We start from the raw sequence: 20,373 nt of genomic DNA on the forward strand, positions 1-20,373 counted from the left end.
GACAACAACCCCAACGCCATCCCCACCCACTGCGCCCCCTGACCCGGAAACACGAACACCACACCCGAACCACCGGGTGCGACAGGCGCGGCGTCGGGGGCGACGGCGAGGGCCTCCAGCCGTTCCACGGCCTCCTCATGGGTTTCGGCGACCACGACACCGCGATGGGCGAAGCGGGTCCGGGTGGTCAGCAGCGAGAGGGCGGTGTCGTGCAGCGGGACGCCGGGGTGGGCGCGCAGGTGGCCGGCGAGGGAGACGGCCTGGGCGCGCAGGGCCTCGGGGGTGGCGCCGGACAGGGCCAGCGGGACGACGCCGGCGGGGGTCGTGCGTGCCGGGGCAGAGGTGTCGGCGGGGTCCTCGCGCGGGGCTTCTTCCAGGATCACGTGGGCGTTGGTGCCGCTGATGCCGAAGGACGACACACCGGCACGCCGCGGCACGTCCCGCTCCGGCCACTCCCGCGCCTCCGTCAGCAGCCGCACCGCGCCCGCCGACCAGTCCACCTCGGGCGTCGGGGCGTCCACGTGCAGCGTCTTCGGCAGCACGCCGTGCCGCATCGCCTGCACCATCTTGATCACACCGGCGACGCCCGCGGCGGCCTGTGTGTGACCGATGTTGGACTTCAGCGAACCCAGCCACAGCGGCGCGTCCTCGGGGCGGGAGCGGCCGTAGGTGGTGAGGAGCGCCTGGGCCTCGATCGGGTCGCCGAGGGACGTGCCGGTGCCGTGCGCCTCCACCACGTCGACGTCCGCCGGGGACAGCCGGGCGTTCTCCAGCGCCTGCCGGATGACACGCTGCTGGGAGGGACCGTTGGGCGCGGTCAGGCCGTTGGACGCGCCGTCCTGGTTGACCGCGCTGCCGCGGACGAGGGCGAGGACCTCGTGGCCGTTGCGGCGGGCGTCCGACAGCCGCTCCAGCAGCAGGACGCCCACCCCCTCGGCCCAGGCGGTGCCGTCCGCCGCGGCGGCGAACGCCTTGCAGCGCCCGTCCGGGGCCAGTCCGCGCTGGCGCGAGAACTCCACGAAGGCGCCCGGGGTCGACATCACGGCGACGCCGCCCGCCAGCGCGAGCGAGCACTCGCCGGACCGCAGCGCCTGAGCGGCGAGGTGGATCGCCACCAGTGACGACGAGCACGCGGTGTCGACCGTCACCGCGGGGCCCTCGACGCCGAGGGTGTAGGCCACTCGTCCGGAGACGACGCTGCCCGCGCCGCCGGTGAGGACGTACCCCTCGATCTCCTCGGAGCCGGTGCCCATGCGGGGGGCGTACTCCTGCCCGGCGGCGCCGGTGAAGACGCCGACGCTCTGGCCCTTGAGGGTGGAGGGGTCGATCCCGGCGCGTTCGAGGGTCTCCCAGGAGGTCTCCAGGAGGAGCCGCTGCTGCGGGTCCATCGCCAGCGCCTCGCGCGGGGAGATGCCGAAGAACTCGGCGTCGAAGCCGGCCACGTCGTCGAGGAAGCCGCCCTCGCGGACGTAGGACGTGCCGGACACGTCCGGGTCGGGGTGGTAGAGGGCGTCGAGGTCCCAGCCGCGGTCGGCGGGGAAGTCGCCGACGGCGTCGGCGCCCTCGGACAGCAGTCGCCACAGCCCGTCGGGGGAGGTCACGCCTCCGGGCAGCCTGCATCCCATGGCCACGACGGCGATGGGTTCGGTGCGCCGGTGCTGCTCCTCGCGCAGCTTCTCCCGCGTCTGCTGAAGCTCGGCCGAGACCCGCTTGAGGTAGGTGAGAGCCTTCTCGTCGGTGGTCATGGAACCTGATCTCCTCTTCGCGTGCCTGGCGGGTCAGCCGAGCCCGAGCTCGTTGTCGATGAAGGCGTAGACGTCGTCGGCGGTGGCGGCTTCGAGGTGCCGGGTCCGTTCCCGTGTCTCGTCGGGGTCGCTCTTCAGGGCGGCTTCCTCGAGCCTCGATCCGAGGAACCGCAGCCGGGCGTGGACGCCGGAGTGCTCCAGCTCCTCGGCCAGCAGGGCGTCGAGCGCGGCTTCCAGGGCTTCGAGTCTGGCCGCGACCGGGTCGGCCTCCTGGTCGAGCGCCTTGAGCAGGTAGTCGGCGAGCGCGGTGGGCGCGGGGTAGTCGAACACGGCCGTCGTGGGCAGCCTGGTGCCCGCGGCCCTGGCGAGCCGGTTGCGCAGTTCCACCGCGGTGAGCGAGTCGAACCCGGCCTGTTTGAAGGCGCGGTCGGGTACGACCAGTGAGGCGTCGGAGTGGCCGAGGACGGTCGCGGCCTCCCTGAGGACCAGGTCCAGGACGAGGGCGGCCTTCTCCTGCGCGGAGAGGCCCGCGAGCCGTTCGGCGAGGGTGCCTGCCTGGACCGTGCCGACGGCGGCCGCCCGGCGCGGGGCGCGCACGAGTGCGCGCAGCATCGGGGGAAGCGGGCCGGAAGCGGCCCGGTCGCGCAGCCGGCCCAGGTCGAGCCGGATCGGCACGAGGGCCGGTTCCCCGGCGGTCAGGGCGCTGTCGAAGAGGGCCAGGCCCTCCTCGGCCGTCAGGCCGAGCACGCCGTCGCGTTCGGTGCGCCGCAGGTCGGCCTCGGCGAGTGCGCCGGTCATGCCGCTCGCGTGCGACCACAGGCCCCACGCGAGCGACACGGCGGGCAGTCCTTCCGCACGGCGGACGCGGGCGAGTCCGTCGAGGAAGGAGTTGGCCGCCGCGTAGTTGGCCTGCCCGGGGTTGCCGAGGACGCCGGCGGCCGAGGAGAACAGCACCCAGGCGGCGAGGTCGAGGTCCCGGGTCAGCTCGTGCAGGTTGAGGGCGGCGTCGGCCTTGGGGCGCAGGACGGTGGCCGTCCGTTGCGGGGTGAGCGCGGCGAGCACGCCGTCGTCGACGACACCCGCGGTGTGCACGACGGCCGTCAGGGGCGCGGTCGCCGGAACGGAGTCCAGCAGCCCGGCGAGGGCGTCGCGGTCGGCGACGTCGCAGGCCTCGACGCGGACGCTCGCGCCCAGGGCGGTGAGTTCGGCGGCGAGTTCCGGCGCGCCGGGCGCGTCCGGGCCGCGCCTGCTGGTGAGCAGGAGGTGGCGGGCGCCGTGTTCGGTGACGAGGTGACGGGCGAGGAGTGCGCCGAGGGAGCCGGTGCCGCCGGTGACCAGGACGGTGCCGTCGGGGTCGGGCCGGCGTGGCAGGGTCAGGACGGCCTTGCCGGTGTGACGGGCCCGGCTGACGTGCCGGAAGGCGTCCGGGGCGTGTCGCACGTCCCATGCCGTCAGCGGCAGGGGGGTGAGGGCTCCCTGCTCGAAGAGGCCGACGAGTTCGTGCAGCAGCTCCTGGATGCGGTCGTCGTCGGCGTCCGCGAGGTCGTAGGCGCGGTAGTCGACCCCGGGGTGGCGTTCGGCGACGTCGGCGGCGTCACGGACGTCGGTCTTGCCCATCTCCAGGAAGCGCCCGCCGCGCGGCAGCAGGCGCAGGGAGGCGTCGACGAACTCGCCGGCCAGTGCGTCGAGGACGACGTCGACGCCGCGGCCGTCGGTGGCGTCGAGGAAGCGCCGCTCGAAGTCGGTGGTGCGGGAGTTGGCGAGGTGCGCGTCGTCGAGTCCGCGGGCGCGGAGGGCGTCCCACTTGCCGAGGCCGGCCGTGCCGTAGACCTCGGCGCCCAGGTGTCGGGCGACCTGGACGGCGGCCATGCCGACGCCGCCGGCAGCGGCGTGGACCAGGACGGACTCCCCGGGCCGGAGGCCGGCCAGGTCGCGCAGGCCGTAGAGGGCGGTGAGGAACGCGATGGGCGCGGCGGCGGCCTGGGCGAAGGTCCATCCCCGGGGCACACGGACGAGCCTGCGGTGGTCGGTCACGGCCTCCGGGCCGAACGCTGCGCCGGGGAACAGGCCCATGACCCGGTCGCCGGGGGCCAGGTCGGGCACGCCGGGGCCGGTCTCCACGACGATGCCCGCGCCTTCGCCGCCGATCGCGGCACGCCCGGGGTACATGTCCAGGGCGATCATGACGTCGCGGAAGTTCATGCCCGCGGCGCGGACGGCCACCCGGACCTGTCCGGGGGCCGGCGGGCCGGATGCGGCGTTCGGCACGAGGGCCAGGTTCTCCAGGGTGCCGGGCCCGGTGGTGTCCAGGTGCCAGGCGTCGGCGCCGTCGGGGACCGTCAGGCCGGCCGTCGTGGCGCGGACGAGGCGGGGCACGCGGACCTCGCCGTCGCGTACCGCGAATTGCGACTCCTCCAGGGCCGCGGCCGCGGCGGGGAGTGCGGCGAGCGCGTCGCGGGAGGCCTGGCGTCCGTCGAGGTCGGCCAGGAGGAACCTGTCGGGGTGCTCGGACTGGGCCGAGCGCACCAGGCCCCAGACCGCGGCTGCCGCCGGGTCCGTGATCCTCTCGCCGTCCTGGACGACGACGGCGCCCCTGGTGACCACCAGCAGCCGTGACGTGTCGTCGGGTTCGGCCAGGAATGCCTGGAGGTCTTTCAGCACGCGGCCGGTGAGGGTGTGCACGTCCTCGGCCGAGGCGCCGTCGCCGATGACGTCGAGGGTGCGGACGGCGTGGGGGGCGTCCGCGCGCGCCGTCACCGGCAGCGGGGTCCACGTCGTGCGGAACAGGGATTCGGGTCCGGTTTCGGTGGCCGGGCGCAGGTGTGCGGCGGCCACGGGGCGCAGGACGAGGGAGTCGACGTCGAGGACCGGGGCGCCGGTGGCGTCGGTGACGCGCAGGGACAGCCCGCTCTCCCCGGCGGGGGACAGCCGCACGCGCAGGGCCTTGGCGCCCGAGGCGTGCAGTCGTACGCCGTTCCACGCGAAGGGCAGCAGACGCCGTCCGTCGTCCGGTTCGGCGATGCCGCCGAAGGCGCTGGGGTGCAGGGCGGCGTCGAAGAGGGCCGGGTGCAGGCCGAACAGTTCGGCGTCGTCGTGGTGCGCGTCGTCGAGGGCGACGTCGGCGAAGACCTCGGCTCCCCGGGTCCACACCGCGCGCAGTCCCCGGAAGGCGGGTCCGTACTCGTAGCCGGCCTCGGCGCGTCGCCGGTAGAAGTCCGTGACGGGCACGGCCGTGGCGTTCGGCGGAGGCCACGGGGCGCTGTCGGCGCCGGGAGCGTCGCCGGGGTCGGTCCGTGTCAGGGCGCCGCTGGCGTGGCGGGTCCACGGGCCCTCGTCGCCGTCGGGGCGGGAGTGCACGGCGACGGGGCGTTCGCCGGTCTCGTCGGGGGCGCCGACGTGCACGCGGATGCGCACCGCGCCGTCGGCGGGCAGCAGCAGGGGCGCGGCCAGGACGAGTTCGCGGACGGTGCTGTGTCCGACCTCGTCGCCGGCCCGGACGACCATCTCGACGAGGGCCGTGCCGGCCAGCAGCACGGTGCCGTCGACCGCGTGGTCGGCGAGCCAGGGCCGGTCGGCCGGGGACAGGCGTCCGGTGAAGGTGACGGCGTCGGCCTCGGGCAGTTCCACCGCCGCGGTCAGCAGCGGATGGCCGGCCGTGGTGATGCCGGCGGCTTCGAGGCCGCCGGCGCCGGGATCGGCGTCGAGCCAGTAGCGCCGGTGCTGAAAGGCGTAGGTCGGTACGACGGCGGCGCGGGCGCCGCTGCCCGCGAACAGGGAGGGCCAGTCGACGCGGGCGCCCCTGGTGTGCGCCCGGCCGACGGCCGCGACCAGCGTCGCGGATCCCGGCCGTCCGTCGCGCAGTGCGGCGAGACAGTCGACGGTCTCGGGAAGGCAGTCCTGCGCCATGGCGGTGAGCACTCCGCCGGGGCCGAGTTCGAGGACGGTGGTGACGCCCTGTTCGTCCAGGGCGCGCAGGCCGTCGGCGAAGCGGACCGTTCCGCGCACGTGGCGTACCCAGTACTCGGGGGCGCACAGCTGTGCGGGGTCGGCGAGGGCGCCGGTCAGGTTGGAGACGACGGGCAGGGCGGGGGTGTGGAAGCTCAGTCCGGCGGCGACCTCGTGGAAGGCGTCGAGCATCGGCTCCATGAGCGGCGAGTGGAAGGCGTGCGAGACGCGCAGCCGTTTCGTCTTGCGGCCGCGGGCCGCGAGCGCCGCGGCCACCGCTTCGACGGCGGGCGCGTCACCGGAGAGGACGACGGCTTCGGGGCCGTTGACCGCCGCGACGGCGACTCCCTCGGTGAGCTCGGCGGCGGCCTCGTCCTCGGTGGCCTGCACGGCGATCATGGCGCCGCCCTCGGGCAGCCGCTGCATCATCGCGCCCCGAGCGGCGACCAGGGCCGCGGCGTCCTCCAGCGACCAGACACCGGCCACGTGGGCGGCGGCGAGTTCGCCGATGGAGTGCCCGGCGACCAGGTCGGGGCGCACCCCCCAGGACTCGACCAGTCGGAAGAGTGCCACTCCCACGGCGAACAGGGCCGCCTGGGTGTAGGCGGTTCGGTCGAGCAGGTCCGCGTCGGCGGTGCCGGGTTCGGCGAGGACGACGTCGCGCAGCGGGCGCTCCAGCCAGGGGTCCAGGGCGGCGCAGACCTCGTCGAAGGCGCGGGCGTACACCGGGAACGACGCGTACAGCTCGCGGCCCGTCCCGGGGCGTTGCGCGCCCTGGCCGGGGAAGACGACGGCGAGCTTGCCGTCGGTGGCGGCGCCGGTCGTGCCGTCGCCGGCGGCGAGGGCGGCCAGGGCCTCGCGGGCCTCCTCCACGGAGCCGGCGACGACGGCCGCGCGGTGCTCGAACGCGGTGCGGCCGGTGAGCGTGAGGCCGACGTCGGCCAGGGCGGGCGCCGGCTCCGCGTCGAGAAGAGCGGCGACGCGTGCGGCCTGCGCGCGCAGGGCCTGGGGGGACTTGGCGGACAGGACGAGCGGGACGAGCCCGTCGGGCAGGGCGCGCTCGACCGGGTCCGCGGTGCCGTCGGCGGGCGTGGCGGCGGGGTCCTCTACGGGCTGTTCGAGGATCACGTGGGCGTTCGTGCCGCTGATGCCGAAGGAGGACACTCCCGCACGGCGAGGGCGCCCGGCCCGGGGCCAGGGCATGGGCTCGGTGAGGAGTTCGACCGCGCCGCGGGTCCAGTCCACTTCGGGCGTCGGGGCGTCGACGTGCAGCGTGCGGGGCAGCACGCCGTGCCGCATCGCCTGCACCATCTTGATCACGCCCGCCGCACCGGCGGCGGCCTGCGCGTGGCCGATGTTGGACTTGAGGGATCCGAGCCACAGCGGGTCGCCGTCGTCGGGCCGTTGCCGGCCGTAGGTCGCGAGGAGGGCCTGCGCCTCGATCGGGTCGCCGAGGGACGTGCCGGTGCCGTGCGCCTCGACGGCGTCGACGTCGGCGGGGGTGAGGCCGGCGTTGGCCAGGGCCTGGCGGATGACACGCTGCTGGGAGGGGCCGTTGGGGGCGGTGAGGCCGTTGGAGGCGCCGTCCTGGTTGACGGCGGAGCCGCGGACGACGGCGAGGACCTCGTGGCCGTTGCGGCGGGCGTCGGAGAGTCGCTCCAGCAGCAGCAGAGCCACGCCCTCGGACCAGGCGGTGCCGTCGGCCGCGGCCGCGAAGGCCTTGCAGCGTCCGTCGGGAGCGAGTCCGCGCTGGCGCGAGAACTCCACGAAGCTGCCCGGGGTCGACATCACCGCGACACCGCCCGCCAGCGCCAGGGAGCACTCCCCCGCGCGCAGCGCCTGGGCGGCGAGATGCAGGGCCACCAGTGAGGACGAGCACGCGGTGTCCACCGTCACGGCGGGGCCCTCGAAGCCGAAGGTGTACGACACCCGGCCGGAGACGACGCTGCCCGCGCCGCCCACGCCGAGGTAGCCCTCGATCTCCTTGGCCGGCCGCCCCGCCCGGGTGGTGTAGTCGTGGTACATGACCCCGGCGAAGACGCCGACGTCCGTGCCGCGCAGGGCCTCCACGTCCAGGCCGGCGCGTTCGAAGACCTCCCAGGAGGTCTCCAGGAGGAGCCGCTGCTGCGGGTCCATCGCCAGCGCCTCGCGCGGCGAGATCCCGAAGAACTCGGCGTCGAAGCCGGCCACGTCGTCGAGGAAGCCGCCCTGCGTGACGTACGACTTCCCGGCGGCGTCGGGGTCGGGGTCGTACAGCTCCTCCAGGTTCCAGCCCCGGTCGGACGGGAACGGGGAGCGGCCGTCGCCGCCGTCGGCGACCAGACGCCACAGGTCCTCGGGTGACGTGACGCCGCCCGGCAGCCGGCAGCCCATCGAGACGATGGCGATCGGCTCGTCGCGGACCGCGGCGGGGGCGGGCGGGGCCGGGAGGCCGGCGGGCTCGCCGTGGACCTCGGCCAGCAGCCGCCGCGCCAGGGCCTCGGGGGTGGGGTGGTCGAAGGCGCTGGTCGCGGGGAGCCGCAGTCCGGTGGCGGCGCCGAGCCGGTCACGCAGGGCCACGACCATCACGGAGGTGAACCCGAGCTCCTTGAAGGCCCGGTCGGCCGGGACGTCCCCGACTCCGGCGCGTCCGAGGACGGCGGCGGCCTCGGTGCGCACCAGCCGCAGCACGATCTCCCGCTGCTCCTCGGCGGGCAGGCCCTCCAGTTCGCCGCGCAGCTCCGAGGTCTCGGCGCGCTCCTCGTGCGCCGTGGTGTCGACCAGCCCGCGCAAGGGTGCGGGGACCGGGCCGGTGAGCAGCGCCGCGTTGTCGAGACGCATCGCGACGAACGCGGCCTCGCCCGCGGCGTGCGCGGCGTCGAACATCACCAGGGCCTGCTGTTCGGTGAGTTCGCCCGCCGCGAAGGGGACGGCGCTCTCGACGGCGCCGTTCTTCCAGGGTCCCCAGGCCAGGGACAACGCGGGTCGACCGCGGGCGCGCCGGTGCTGGGCCAGCGCCTCCAGGGCGGCGCTCTCGGCGGCGATGTCACCGGCGCCGGGGGCTCCCAGGACTCCCAGGGGGGAGGAGCACAGGACGAAGGCGGCCAGGTCGTGGTCGGCGGTCAGGTCGTGCAGGTGGTGCGCCGCGGCGGCGACGGCGCCGGTTCCGGTGATCTCCTCCGCGTGCACCACGGCCGTCAGCGGCGACCGGCCGGCGTCCGCGAGCAGTTCGGCGAGCGCGGCGCGGTCGCTCGCGTCGCACGCCGCGGCGGTGGCGCGGGCGCCGTGCGCGGCGAGTTCGGCGCACAGCGCCTGCACGCTCTCGTCGCCGTATCCGGGGGTGAAGCCCAGCAGCAGGTGGCGGGCGTGGTGGGCGGTCACGAGGTGGCGGGCCAGCGCGGCTCCCTGGGCGGTGGCGGCGCCGGTGACCAGGACCGTCCCTTCGGGGTCGAGCAGCGGGAGCGGCGGCTCCTCGCGGTCCATGGAGACCCGGGCGAGGCGCGGCAGCAGGGCGACGCCGGAGCGGATGGCGAACTGCGGTTCACCGGCGTTCACGGCGGCGGCCAGGGAGCGCGCGCCGTCCTCGCTGAGACCGTCGCTGTCGAGGTCGGCGAGCACGATTCTGCCCGGGTGCTCGCTCTGCAAGGCGCGGACCAGACCCCACAGGGGGGTGTGCGCGGGGTCCTCCACGTCCTCGCCGTCGCCGACGGCCAGGGCGCGCCGGGTGAGGACCACGAGGGTGAGGCCGTCGTTGCGGTCGTCGGCGGGCCAGTCGTGCAGGGCCGCGACGAACTCCTCGATGCCGGCCCCGGCGTCGTGGGCGGTCCGGTCCGCGAGGAGGACGCCGCTGCCGCCGCGGGCGGCGGCCAGGTCGGTGTGGACCGCGCACGGTGTGCCGGCGTCCCGCAGGGCGGCGGCCAGGCCGAGCGGGTCGGGGCCCGCCAGCGCCCAGTCGCCCGGTTCGCCCGGGGCCGCGCCCAGGGAGAGCGGGGAGCTGGGTATCCAGTCGACGCGGAACAGCGCGTCGTACAGGCCGCTGCTGGTGGCGCGCAGCCGCGCGGGCGTCTCCAGCAGCCGATGCCGCACGATCTTGCCCGAGGCGGTGCGCGGGATCGCCTCGATCTCGTACAGCTCCTCGGGCACCTTGAAGTAGGAGAGGCGCTCGCGGCACTCGGTGAACAGCCGTTCCGTGTCCGGTCCCTGAGGGCCGGGGACGATGAACGCGACCGGCACCTCGCCCAGCACGTCGTGCGGCTTGCCGACCACGGCGACGTCGGCGACGCCGGGGACGCCGCGCAGGACCTCCTCCACCTCTCCCGGGTGGATGTTCTCCCCGGCGCGGATGATCAGTTCCTTGCGGCGGCCGGTGATCGTGAAGTAGCCGGCCTCGTCCCGGCGGGCCAGGTCGCCGGTGCGGTACCAGCCGTCGTGGAAGGCGGCCGCGGTGGCTTCGGGCTGGTTGTGGTAGCCGGCCATGACGCTCGGCCCGCGCACCCACACCTCGCCCTCCTGCCCGTCGGCGACGTCCTCGCCGGTCCCCGGGTCCACCAGACGTACGCCCAGGCCCACCACCGGCAGGCCGCAGGAGCCCTCGGCACGAGCGCCCGAGGGCCAGTTGACGGTGATGGAGCCGCAGGTCTCGGTGGAGCCGTAGGCGTCGATGAGGGGGACGCCGAAGACGCGCTCGAACGACCGGCGCAGCGATGCCGTGGTGACCGCGCCGCCCACCAGGGCCACGCGCAGCCATGGCGCGGTGAAGCCGCGGTCGCGGGCCGCGTCGAGCAGATAGTGCAGCAGGGTGGGCACGCCGGCCAGGAAGGTGGCGCGCTCCTCCTCCAGCGCGGTCAGCACGTCCTCCGCCGACAGGCCGTCGACGATGCGGGCGCCGGCGCCCACGGCCACCACGGAGAGCACACAGGCGATGTGCGAGAGGCTGTGGAAGAGGGGCAGCGGCCACACGACGCGGTCCTCGGGGCCGAGGCCGGGCACCGGCACGTAGCAGGCGGCCACCGACCACAGGCAGTTGCGCTGGGTGGAGAGCACGCCCTTGGGCCTGCCGGTGGTGCCCGAGGTGTAGAGCATCCACGCCAGATCGTCGAGGCCGAGGTCGTCGCGGGCCGGCATGGCGGGTTCCCGGCTCGCGAGCGATTCGTAGGGCAGGAAGCCGGAGCCCGGCGGCACCGGCTCGTCGCCGACGAGGACGACCGTCAGGTGCGGACGGTCGGCGAGCAGGCGCCGCAGCTGTTCCACGTGGAGGTGGTCGGTGATGACGATCCGGGCGCCGCTGTCGTCGAGGACGTGCGCGAGTTCCGCGTCGCTGCTCTGCGGGTTGACGGGGACGCCGATGGCGCTGGCCCGGGTGATGGCGTAGTAGCTCTCGACGATCTCGACGCGGTTGCCCAGGCAGATGGCCGCACGGTCGCCGGGTTGCAGTCGCAACTCGGCCAGGTGTCCGGCCAGTCGCCGGGTCCGCGCCTCCAGGTCGGTGTAGCTGACGCTCCGTCGGGCGTCCCGGTAGGCGGTCTTGGCGCCGAAATTCCGGGCCTGGTCCACCAGCAGCTCGGGAAGAGGCCGGATCAGCTCCGTGCGCAACATGTGTCGTCATCCCTCCGGGGCGAGAGCAGACGGGCAGTCCGCAAGGGCAGACGGTTCGCCCTACCCGGCACAGTCTTGTCATCCGCCGCTCCGCCACACCCCCTCATCACCCCCCTATGCGTCCCTAACTTGAAGAGTGACCAAAAACAAAAGTCAGGGGTTTGGGGCGGCGTACCGAGGTATTAGGCTCCGTCACCGTACTGAGAGGCGCCGCACTACCGGACGTCGGCCCGAAATGCAGAACCGATGAGCGGCCACCGCATTTCCGCCCGTGCTCCGGGAGCGGGATTTCCTTTCCCGGCGGCTTTCCCTCGACGGCGGGACAGCAGGGAAAGGGACACACTCGGACATGACGAATTCGGCATCCCAACACACCCGTATCCGGGTGGAACTCGGCGACCGCGCCTATCCCGTCGACATCGGTCCCGGGGTGCGGCACTCGCTGTCCGCGGTGGTCGAGGGGCTGGGAGCGCGGCGCGCGGCGGTGGTCTCGGCCCGGCCGGACGACTGGCTGCCCGACCCCGGCGTGCCCGCGCTGGTCCTGCGAGCGCGCGACGGCGAGAGGGACAAGACGCTCGCCACGGTCGAGTCGCTGTGCCGGAGGTTCGTGCGTTTCGGCCTGACCCGTGACGACGTCGTCGTCTCCGTCGGCGGCGGCACCACGACGGACGTCGTGGGTCTCGCCGCCGCCCTCTTCCACCGCGGGGTGCCCGTGGTGCATCTGCCGACCACGCTGCTGGCGCAGGTGGACGCGAGCGTCGGCGGGAAGACGGCCGTGAACACGCCCGAGGGCAAGAACCTCATCGGCGCCTACTGGCAGCCCAGCGCGGTGCTGTGCGACACGGACTACCTCACGACCCTGCCCGAGCGGGAGATGCTCAACGGCTACGGGGAGATCGCCCGCTGCCACTTCATCGGCGCCGGCGACCTGCGGGGGCTGCCGCTGCCGGAGCAGATCGCGGCGAGTGTGGCGCGCAAGGCGCAGATCGTGTCCGCCGACGAGCGCGACACCGGTCTGCGCCATGTGCTCAACTACGGCCACACCCTGGGCCACGCGCTGGAGGTGGCCACGGACTTCCGGCTGCGGCACGGCGAGGCGGTGGCCGTCGGCACCGTGTTCGCGGGGCGGCTCGCGCGGGCTCTGGGCCGGATCGACGAGCGGCGCGCGGCGGAGCACCTGGAGGTGGTGCGGCACTACGGTCTGCCGCACGAGCTGCCCGCGGACGTCGCTGCGGCCCGGTTGATCGAGCTCGTGCGGCTGGACAAGAAGGCGACGTCGGGGCCGGCCTTCGTGCTGGACGGCAAGGACGGGGCCGAGCTGGTGCGCGACGTGCCGCAGGACGTCGTCGCGCGGGTGTTGGCGGAGATGCCGCGCGCGGCGGCCTGAGAAGGGGATGCGAACGCCGGGAACGGCGCGGTCCGCGTCGTTCCCGGCGGGGCCGGGCCATCGGGCGCCCGCGAGGGGCACCGGCCCCTTGCCGCGCCCGGTCTCAGTTCTCCGGGAGGCGGCCCCTGGCCAGCAGGACCGCGCCGTGCAGTGAGGAGAGTCCGCCGAGGCGGGCGGATTCCACGGGCGGGGGCGCGAACCCGGGGCGGGCCAGTCGCGCCGTCTCCGCGGCGACTGTCTCGGTGAAGCCGGCCAGGCCGTCGGCGAATCCGCCGCCGACCACGACGAGCGCGGGGCCGAGCAGTTCGGCCACCCCGACAGCGGCCGCGGCCAGGGCCGCACAGCCCTCGCGCACGGCGTCGGCCGCCCACGGTGTGCCGTCGGCGAAGCCCTGTGCCAGCTCGGGGAAGGTGACCTCGGCGCCGCGGGCGCGGGCGGCCCTGCGCAGGACGGCGGGGCCCGAGGCCACCGACTGCACGCAGCCGCGGCGCCCGCAGTCGCACAGCTCCCCGGACCGGTCCACGAGGAGATGGCCGACCTCGCAGGAGCCCCGCGAGGGTCCGGGCAGCAGTCTGCCGCCGAGGACGATCCCGCCGCCGACGCCGGTGCCGACGCCGAGGTACAGCAGGTCGGGACGGTTCGCCGCACGGGCCTCGGCGAGCGCGGCGAGGTCGCCGTCGTCGGCGCAGCGCACCTGCGCGGTCCCGAACACCTCGCGCAGCGCGCCGCGCAGGTCGAGGCCGGTCCAGGCCGGCCGGTTGGGCCAGGCGGTGACGGTGCCCGCCGCGTCCAGGGTGGCGGGCATCGCCAGTCCGACGCCCGCCAGCCCGTCCGGGACGCCGGCGCACAGGTCCCGGACCTGCCGGGCGAGCAGGTCGAGGTCCGCCGCCGGGCGCACGGGGGCGTCGGCGGGCGAAGGCCACCGGAAGCCGGCCTCGCGCACGGTGCCGTCCGTGTGCTCCGCGCGCAGGGCGACCTTCGTGCCGCCCACGTCGATGCCCAGGTGGTAGGGGATGGCTGCCTCCCGGCGGGGTCAGTCCCTGAGGTGGTCGGTGACGATCTGCGCGACCTGGCGGAGCACCCGAGGGCTGCTGAGCATCTCCTCGTGGCCGCAGCCCAGTTCGTGTCGGACGATCTCGCCCGCGACGTACGGCGCCCAGGCCTCGCTGGAGGCCGCTTCGGCCACCGGGCTGGGATCGGCCGCGAACAGGTGCATGGCGCCGCTGTACTTCTCGGGCGTGTGGGCCTTCCAGGCGCCGAGGTCGGTCAGCATGGTCTCGACGAAGGTCTCGGCCGCGCTCTTCCTGCCGCGCCAGGCGTAGTTGGTCGCCATGTCGGCGAACTCGGCGACGTCGTCGTAGCTGAGGGGGCGCCGGTACTCGGCGAGGTCCTTGCCGTTGATCAGCAGGATCAGTTCGATCAGACCCTGCTCGTCGCGGTCCTCCTTGGCCGTGATGTGCGGGTTGGTGTTGAACACGCCGAGGAACTCGACCTCCTCGCCGCGCTTTTGGAACTCGGCGGCGACGGCGTGGGCGAGGATGCCCCCGAAGGACCAGCCGAGAAGGCGGTAGGGGCCGGTGGGCTGCACGCCGCTGATGCGGTCGGCGTAGTCCGCCGCCATGGCCGCGATGCTGTCGACGGGGTGGTCGTACTCCTGGAAGGTGTGCGACTGGAGGCCGTAGAGGGGGTAGTCCAGGCTGAAGTGCTGGGCGAGCACTCCGTAGCACCAGGCGGTGCCGCCGAGGTGGCGCATGCAGAACAGGGGCCGCGCCGTGCCCCGGGTCATCAGCGGCAGCAGCACGTCGAAGGAGTCCTGCGGCTCCTCGCCCGTCAGCCGCCGGGACAGCTCGGCCGGCGTCGGGGACTCCACCAGCATGCGGATCGACAGCTCCAGGTGCATCTCGGAGCGCACCCGGGCCAGCAGCCGTGCCGCGAGGACCGAGGAGCCGCCGAGGTCGAAGAAGCTGTCGCGTGGTCCGACCTGCTCCACCCCGAGGACCTCGGCGAAGAGCCGGCCGAGGAGCAGTTCCGACTGCGTGAGGTGCGTCTCCACCATCGCCGTGCGCGCGACGACCGGGGCCGGCAGCGCCTTGCGGTCGAGCTTGCCGTTGGGGGTGAGCGGGAACTCCTCCAGGACCACCACGGCGGACGGCACCATGTACAGGGGCAGTGCGTCCGCCACGAAGTCGCGCAGCTCCCTGACGTCGGGCTCGCGGCCGGGGGCGGCCGTCACGTAGGCCACGAGGCGACGGTCGCCGGGCCGGTCCTCGCGCACCGTCGCGGCCGCCTGGTCGACGTCCTCGGACCGCTCCAGGACGGCCTCGATCTCACCGAGTTCCATCCGGAAGCCGTGCAGCTTGACCTGGTGGTCGGCACGGCCGACGTACTCCAGGTCTCCGTCCGGGCGCAGCCGCACCACGTCGCCCGTGCGGTACATCAGGCCGTCACCGAAGCGGTCGGGCAGGAACCGCTCGGCGGTCAGCTCCGGCCGGTTGAGGTAGCCGCGGGCCACTCCCGCGCCGGCGATGAACAGCTCGCCCTCGGCGCCGGCCTCGACGGGCGCCAGTTCCTCGTCGAGGACGTACAGCCGGGTGTTGCGCAGGGCCTTGCCGATGACGGCGGCGTCCTCGGGGCCGGTGACCGGGTGGACCGTGGACCACACGGTGGTCTCCGTGGGCCCGTACCACTGGACGACCTCGGCGCCGAGGTCGAGCAGCGCCGCCGCCAGCTTCTCCGACAGCGCCTCGCCGCCGATGAGGATGCGCAGGCCGCGCAGCGCCTCGGGGCAGACGGTGGCCAGCATGTGCCAGTGCGTGGGAGTGGCCTGGGCGGTGCCGATCCCTCCGCGCACGATCAGATCGCCCAGCGCCTGCGGGTCCTGCCCGGTCGCACGCGGTGCGATGACCGCGCGGGCACCGGTGTAGTACGGAAGGAACAGCTCGGGCACCGACATGTCGAAGGTGGCGGTGGTGACCGACAGCATGCGCTCACCGGGTTGCATGGCCAGCCGTTCGCGCATCGCCTCCAGCAGGTTGTGCAGGGCGCGCACGGGGATCTCGACGCCCTTGGGGGTGCCGGTGGAACCCGAGGTGTAGATGACGTAGGCGAGGTCCTCGGGTCCCGGCGGGGCGGCCCGTTCGGCGTCCGTCAGATGGCCGGCGGGCAGTCCGGCGAGCGTCGCGGCCGTCGCGGGGTCGTCCAGCACCACCCGGGGAACGCCCAGGTCGGTGCGGTCGGCGGGGATGCGGGTCGACGTCAGCAGGACGACGGGAGCGGCGTCGCGGACCTGGAAGTCCACGCGCTCGGCGGGGTGTTCCGGGTCGAGCGCCAGGTAGGCCCCGCCCGCCTTGAGCACCGCCAGCAGCGCCACCAGCAGGTCCGTGGAACGCGGCAGCATCACCGCGACGACGCGGTCGGGCCCCACCCCCTGGGCGACCAGGTGGCGGGCGAGCCGGTTGGCCTGCTCGTGCGCCTCCCGGAAAGTGAGCTCCACGCCCTCGCATTCGAGGGCCGTGAGGTCCGAAGCGGAGGCGGCCCGCTCCTCGAGCGCCTTCACCAGCATGTTCCCCTCCACAGGGCTCGTTCGGATTCTCGGCACGGCGCGCTCAGACGGCCGGGGTGCGCATCCAGCGGTTCCAGTAGGGCCGCCAGCCGTGGCGGTGCCAGAACGGCGTGGAGATCGGGTTGAACATCGCGTGGTAGCCGACCGACGCGCCGATGCCCATGGCGTCCAGCTCGGTGTGGACGTGGTTGGCGAGGGAGGTGCCGATGCCCAGTCCGCGGTAGCCCTCCTTGACGGCCTGGCAGACCAGGTGCGCGACGGGGGTGGCGGTGATCTTCGTCGCGAGCCACGCCTGCTGCGGTTCGGAGGGGTCCTCGCCGCGGTGCATGCCGACGATGCCGCCTTCGTACTCGGCGACCCAGATCAGCGGTTCGTCGCGCTTGAACGACGCGGTGATCTCCTCGCGCAGCAGCGCCTCGGTCGTGGCGCGCTCGACGGCGCCGCTGACGGCGGCGTCGAACCGGGTCTCCACCATCTGTAGCGCGAACACCTCCTCGCTGTCCGCGGGGGTGGCCCGCCGCACGTGGACCCGGCGCGCCTCGGGCACCAGGTCGGTGCCCTTGACCCGGCCGATCATCACGAACTCGGGGACGAATCCGAAGGCGCGCAGGACGCGGGTCATGCCCACGTCACGGCTGGGCCACTCGAGGGCGGCCATGGAGTCCGCGCCGGGGCGTGCCGGGTGGCTCCGCATGTACTGCTGCCAGCGGGTGAGCAGAGCGGCCATCTCGTCGGGCCCGGCGACCCGTGGGGTCAGCTCCCAGCGGTCGAGCGGGCCGAGCACCGCCTCCAGCGCGTCGGCGTCGACGCGGGTGTGGGTCAGCAGACCCTGCGCCCCGTCCACCTCCAGCAGTTCCTCGCCTTCGCCGGGCTCCGGCAGCGCGGCGGCCTCCGGGATCATCCGGTCGACGGGGCGCAGCCGGTCGCGGTGGGCGGCCAGCACTGATTCCGCCGTCTGTACCTGGGGCATGGTGTCGTGTCCTCGGCTTTCGGTCGTGTCCGTGGGGGCGTCGCGCGGGCGCGGCTCCACGGGAAGCAGGGGGTCTCTCGCGGCCGGTGGCGCCGCGTCAGCGGTCGGTGACCTTCTCCAGCAGGGCGCGGGCGGCGAGCCGGTAGCCCGTCGCGCCCAGTCCGAAGATCACGCCGGTGGCGAGCGGTCCGGTCACCGACTCGTGGCGGAACTGCTCTCGGGCCCAGACGTTGGAGAGGTGGACCTCGATCCACGGGCGCGGATAGTCGGCCAGCGCGTCCCTCAGTCCCCAGCCGGCCATCATCAGGGCGGCGGGATTGACGATCGCGCCGACCGAGTCGTAGTTGCCCTGGATGGTGCGGATCATCTCCGCCTCACCGTCGTGCTGGAACGCCTCCACTTTCCAGCCGCGGTCCCCCACTTCCTCGGCGACCCATCCCTCGATATCGGCGAGTGTGTCCGTTCCGTAGATCTCGGGCTGACGACTCCCGAGTATGCCCAGATTCGGCCCGTTCACCAACAGAAGCCTGCTCAATGCGCACCCTTTGTCTGTGCGGAACCTTCGGGAAGTGCTTTTTGTAGCACGGCCGTCGACCGGGAATCACGACTGATCGCTATGCGCCCAATCACAAGGGGGAACATAGGGGGGTCGGCAGGGGAATGACGCCTCGCCGCCACTGGGTTAGCGTGCTGATCGCGACGACCGACCCCCGTCCGGCGGCTACTGCCGATCCGCCCCGCCGATCCGCGCGGACCGCGCCGACTTCGTGTCCCGGCGTCGGCGTCCGCGTGAACCACCGCCCCATGAAGGGCGGTTCCGTGTCGTGACCTCCGTGGCGTTCGCCGCGGCAGTATTCGCATGCGCGTAGACCGAAGGAGCAAGGAACAGCATGAGCAGTGGTGTGCGACTGGGCTCAGACCTTCCGGCGTGGCCGCAGTACGACGACGCGGAGCGGACCGGCCTCATACGTGCGCTGGAGCAGGGTCAGTGGTGGCGCATGGGCGGCGGCGAAGTCGACGCCTTCGAGCGGGAGTTCGCTGATTACCACGGGAGCGAGCACGCACTGGCCGTCACGAACGGCACGCACGCCCTCGAACTGGCTCTGGAGGTCATGGGCGTCGGCCCCGGCACCGAGGTGATCGTGCCCGCCTTCACCTTCATCTCCTCGTCGCAGGCCGCCCAGCGCCTGGGCGCGGTCGTGGTGCCGGTGGACGTGGACCCGGAGACGTACTGCATCGATCCGGCCGAGGCCGCCAAGGCCGTCACGTCGAAGACCCGCGCCATCATGCCCGTGCACATGGCCGGCCAGTTCGCCGACATGGACTCCCTCGACAAGGTCGCCGCCGAATCCGGAGTGCCGCTGATCCAGGACGCGGCACACGCTCAGGGCGCCACCTGGAACGGCCGACGGGTCGGCGAGCTGGGCTCGGTGGCCGCGTTCTCCTTCCAGAACGGCAAGCTGATGACGGCCGGCGAGGGCGGTGCGGTGCTGTTCCCGACCGCCGAGATGGCGGAACACGCCTTCGTCCGGCACAGTTGCGGACGCCCCCACGGCGACCGCGGCTACTTCCACCGCACCTCGGGCTCCAACTTCCGGCTCAACGAGTTCTCCGCCGCCGTGCTGCGCGCCCAGCTCGCGCGCCTGGACGGGCAGATCCGCACCCGTGAGGACCGTTGGCCGCTGCTGTCCTCGCTGCTCGCCGAGATCCCCGGCGTGCAGCCGCAGCGCATGGACCCCCGGGCCGACCGCAACCCGCACTACATGGCCATGTTCCGGGTCCCCGGCATCACCGAGGAGCGGCGCGCGCAGGTCGTCGACACGCTCATCGAGCGAGGGGTCCCCGCGTTCGTGGCGTTCCGCTCCGTCTACCGCACGGACGCCTTCTGGGAGAGGGGCGCGCCGGACCTGTCGGTGGACGAACTGGCGCGCCGCTGCCCCCACTCCGAGGCGCTGACGGCCGACTGCCTGTGGCTGCACCACCGCACGCTGCTCGGCACCGAGGAGCAGATGCACGAGGTCGCCGCCGTCGTAGCCGACGTCCTCGGCTCATGAGCGCGGCCACGCACGGCGGCCCGCCGATCCGCACCGCCGTGGTGGGGCTCGGCTGGGCGGCACGCTCCATCTGGCTGCCACGACTGCGCCGCCATCCCGGCTTCGCCGTGAACGCGGCGATCGACCCCGACCCCGCCTCGCGCGCGGCCGTCGCCGCGGAGTTCCCGGACACCCCGGTCCTGTCGGCGGTGCACGACACGGACCTGGCTCAGGTGGACCTGGCCGTCGTGGCCGTCCCCAACCACCTGCACTGCGAGATCGCCTGCGGTCTGCTCCACAAGGGCGTCCCGGTCTTCCTCGAGAAGCCGGTGTGCCTGACGTCGGCGGAGGCGGAGCAGCTGGCCGAGGCCGAACGCGTCGGCGGCGCACGGCTCCTGGCGGGCAGCGCCGCCCGTCACCGCGCCGACGTCCGCGCCCTGCTCGCGAGCGTCGGCGACCTGGGCACGATCCGTCACGTCGAGCTGTCCTGGGTGCGCGCCCGGGGCGTGCCGGACGCGGGCGGCTGGTTCACCCGGCGCCGGCTGTCGGGCGGAGGGGCGCTGGTGGACCTCGGCTGGCATCTGTTCGACATCGCCGCGCCCGTGCTCGGCTCCGCGAACTTCTCGCAGGTCACCGGCACGGTCTCGGGTGACTTCATCGCTCGGGACTCCGCACGCGTCTCCTGGCGCGCCGAGAAGGCCGAGGACGGCCGGGGCAGCGCGCCGGGCGACGACGGCGGCATCGACGTCGAGGACACCGCACGCGCGTTCCTCGTCACCGACGACGGCGTCTCGCTGTCGCTGCAGGCGAGTTGGGCCTCGCACGAGGAGCGCGACGTCACCCGCGTCCGGATCGAGGGCGAGGCGGGCAGCGCGACCCTGCGCTGCACGTTCGGCTTCAGCCCCAACCGGCTGGAGCACCCGGAACTGATCCGCACCGACGAGGGCCGGACCCGCGCCGTCCCGGTGCCCGAGGAGCCCGTCGGCACGGAGTACGACCGCCAGCTCGACGAATTGCTCGACCAGCTGCGGGACCCGGACCGTCCACGCCGGGCCGTCGACGAGGCGCGCCGCACCATCGGCGCCATCGAGCGGATCTACTCGTCAGCCCGCGCCGCGCAGGAGAAGACCCGGTCGTACCGGGCGTGACCGGCGCGA

The 20,373-nt window shown here is 74.1% G+C and carries 9 protein-coding genes; 3 read left to right on the forward strand and 6 right to left on the reverse strand.

Going from position 1 to position 20,373, the window contains the following annotated elements:
* On the reverse strand, nucleotides 1-1,745 hold a 1,745-nt coding region (locus KMS84_RS24580; RefSeq protein ID WP_256918614.1), incomplete at its 3' end, for a type I polyketide synthase.
* A gap of 33 nt (nucleotides 1,746-1,778) precedes the next feature.
* Nucleotides 1,779-11,264 (reverse strand): type I polyketide synthase, encoded by a 9,486-nt coding sequence (locus tag KMS84_RS24585; protein WP_256918615.1) that lies wholly within the window; start codon nucleotides 11,262-11,264, stop codon nucleotides 1,779-1,781.
* A gap of 349 nt (nucleotides 11,265-11,613) precedes the next feature.
* On the opposite strand from KMS84_RS24585, the gene KMS84_RS24590 reads away from it, so the two are divergent.
* Nucleotides 11,614-12,651, forward strand: coding sequence for a 3-dehydroquinate synthase family protein (locus tag KMS84_RS24590; RefSeq protein WP_256918616.1), 1,038 nt, complete (start codon nucleotides 11,614-11,616; stop codon nucleotides 12,649-12,651).
* Between the two features lie 103 nt (nucleotides 12,652-12,754).
* Here the strand turns inward: KMS84_RS24590 and KMS84_RS24595 are convergent, their stop codons facing one another.
* From KMS84_RS24595 to KMS84_RS24610, 4 genes are all read right to left on the reverse strand, one after another.
* Nucleotides 12,755-13,642, reverse strand: a complete 888-nt coding sequence (locus KMS84_RS24595) for an ROK family protein (RefSeq protein ID WP_256918618.1) — start codon at nucleotides 13,640-13,642, stop codon at nucleotides 12,755-12,757.
* A 42-nt stretch (nucleotides 13,643-13,684) separates the two neighbouring features.
* Nucleotides 13,685-16,213: an amino acid adenylation domain-containing protein gene (locus tag KMS84_RS24600; protein ID WP_256918619.1), complete on the reverse strand. Its 2,529-nt coding sequence runs from the start codon at nucleotides 16,211-16,213 to the stop codon at nucleotides 13,685-13,687.
* Nucleotides 16,214-16,256: 43 nt separating this feature from the next.
* On the reverse strand, nucleotides 16,257-17,183 hold the full coding sequence (locus tag KMS84_RS24605) for a GNAT family N-acetyltransferase (RefSeq protein ID WP_256918620.1): 927 nt from the start codon (nucleotides 17,181-17,183) through the stop codon (nucleotides 16,257-16,259).
* Nucleotides 17,184-17,280: 97 nt separating this feature from the next.
* Nucleotides 17,281-17,718, reverse strand: coding sequence for a type II 3-dehydroquinate dehydratase (locus KMS84_RS24610; RefSeq protein ID WP_256918621.1), 438 nt, complete (start codon nucleotides 17,716-17,718; stop codon nucleotides 17,281-17,283).
* A 355-nt stretch (nucleotides 17,719-18,073) separates the two neighbouring features.
* Between KMS84_RS24610 and KMS84_RS24615 the strand changes: the two genes are divergently transcribed.
* Both KMS84_RS24615 and KMS84_RS24620 read left to right on the forward strand, forming a co-directional pair.
* On the forward strand, nucleotides 18,074-19,237 hold the full coding sequence (locus KMS84_RS24615) for a DegT/DnrJ/EryC1/StrS family aminotransferase (RefSeq protein WP_256918622.1): 1,164 nt from the start codon (nucleotides 18,074-18,076) through the stop codon (nucleotides 19,235-19,237).
* Nucleotides 19,234-20,364 (forward strand): Gfo/Idh/MocA family protein, encoded by a 1,131-nt coding sequence (locus KMS84_RS24620; RefSeq protein ID WP_256918623.1) that lies wholly within the window; start codon nucleotides 19,234-19,236, stop codon nucleotides 20,362-20,364. Before KMS84_RS24615 ends, KMS84_RS24620 begins: the two co-directional genes overlap by 4 nt.
* Nucleotides 20,365-20,373: the final 9 nt, after the last annotated feature.

This window comes from Streptomyces hilarionis (genome assembly GCF_024539675.1).
In the GTDB taxonomy this organism is placed as follows: domain Bacteria; phylum Actinomycetota; class Actinomycetes; order Streptomycetales; family Streptomycetaceae; genus Streptomyces; species Streptomyces hilarionis.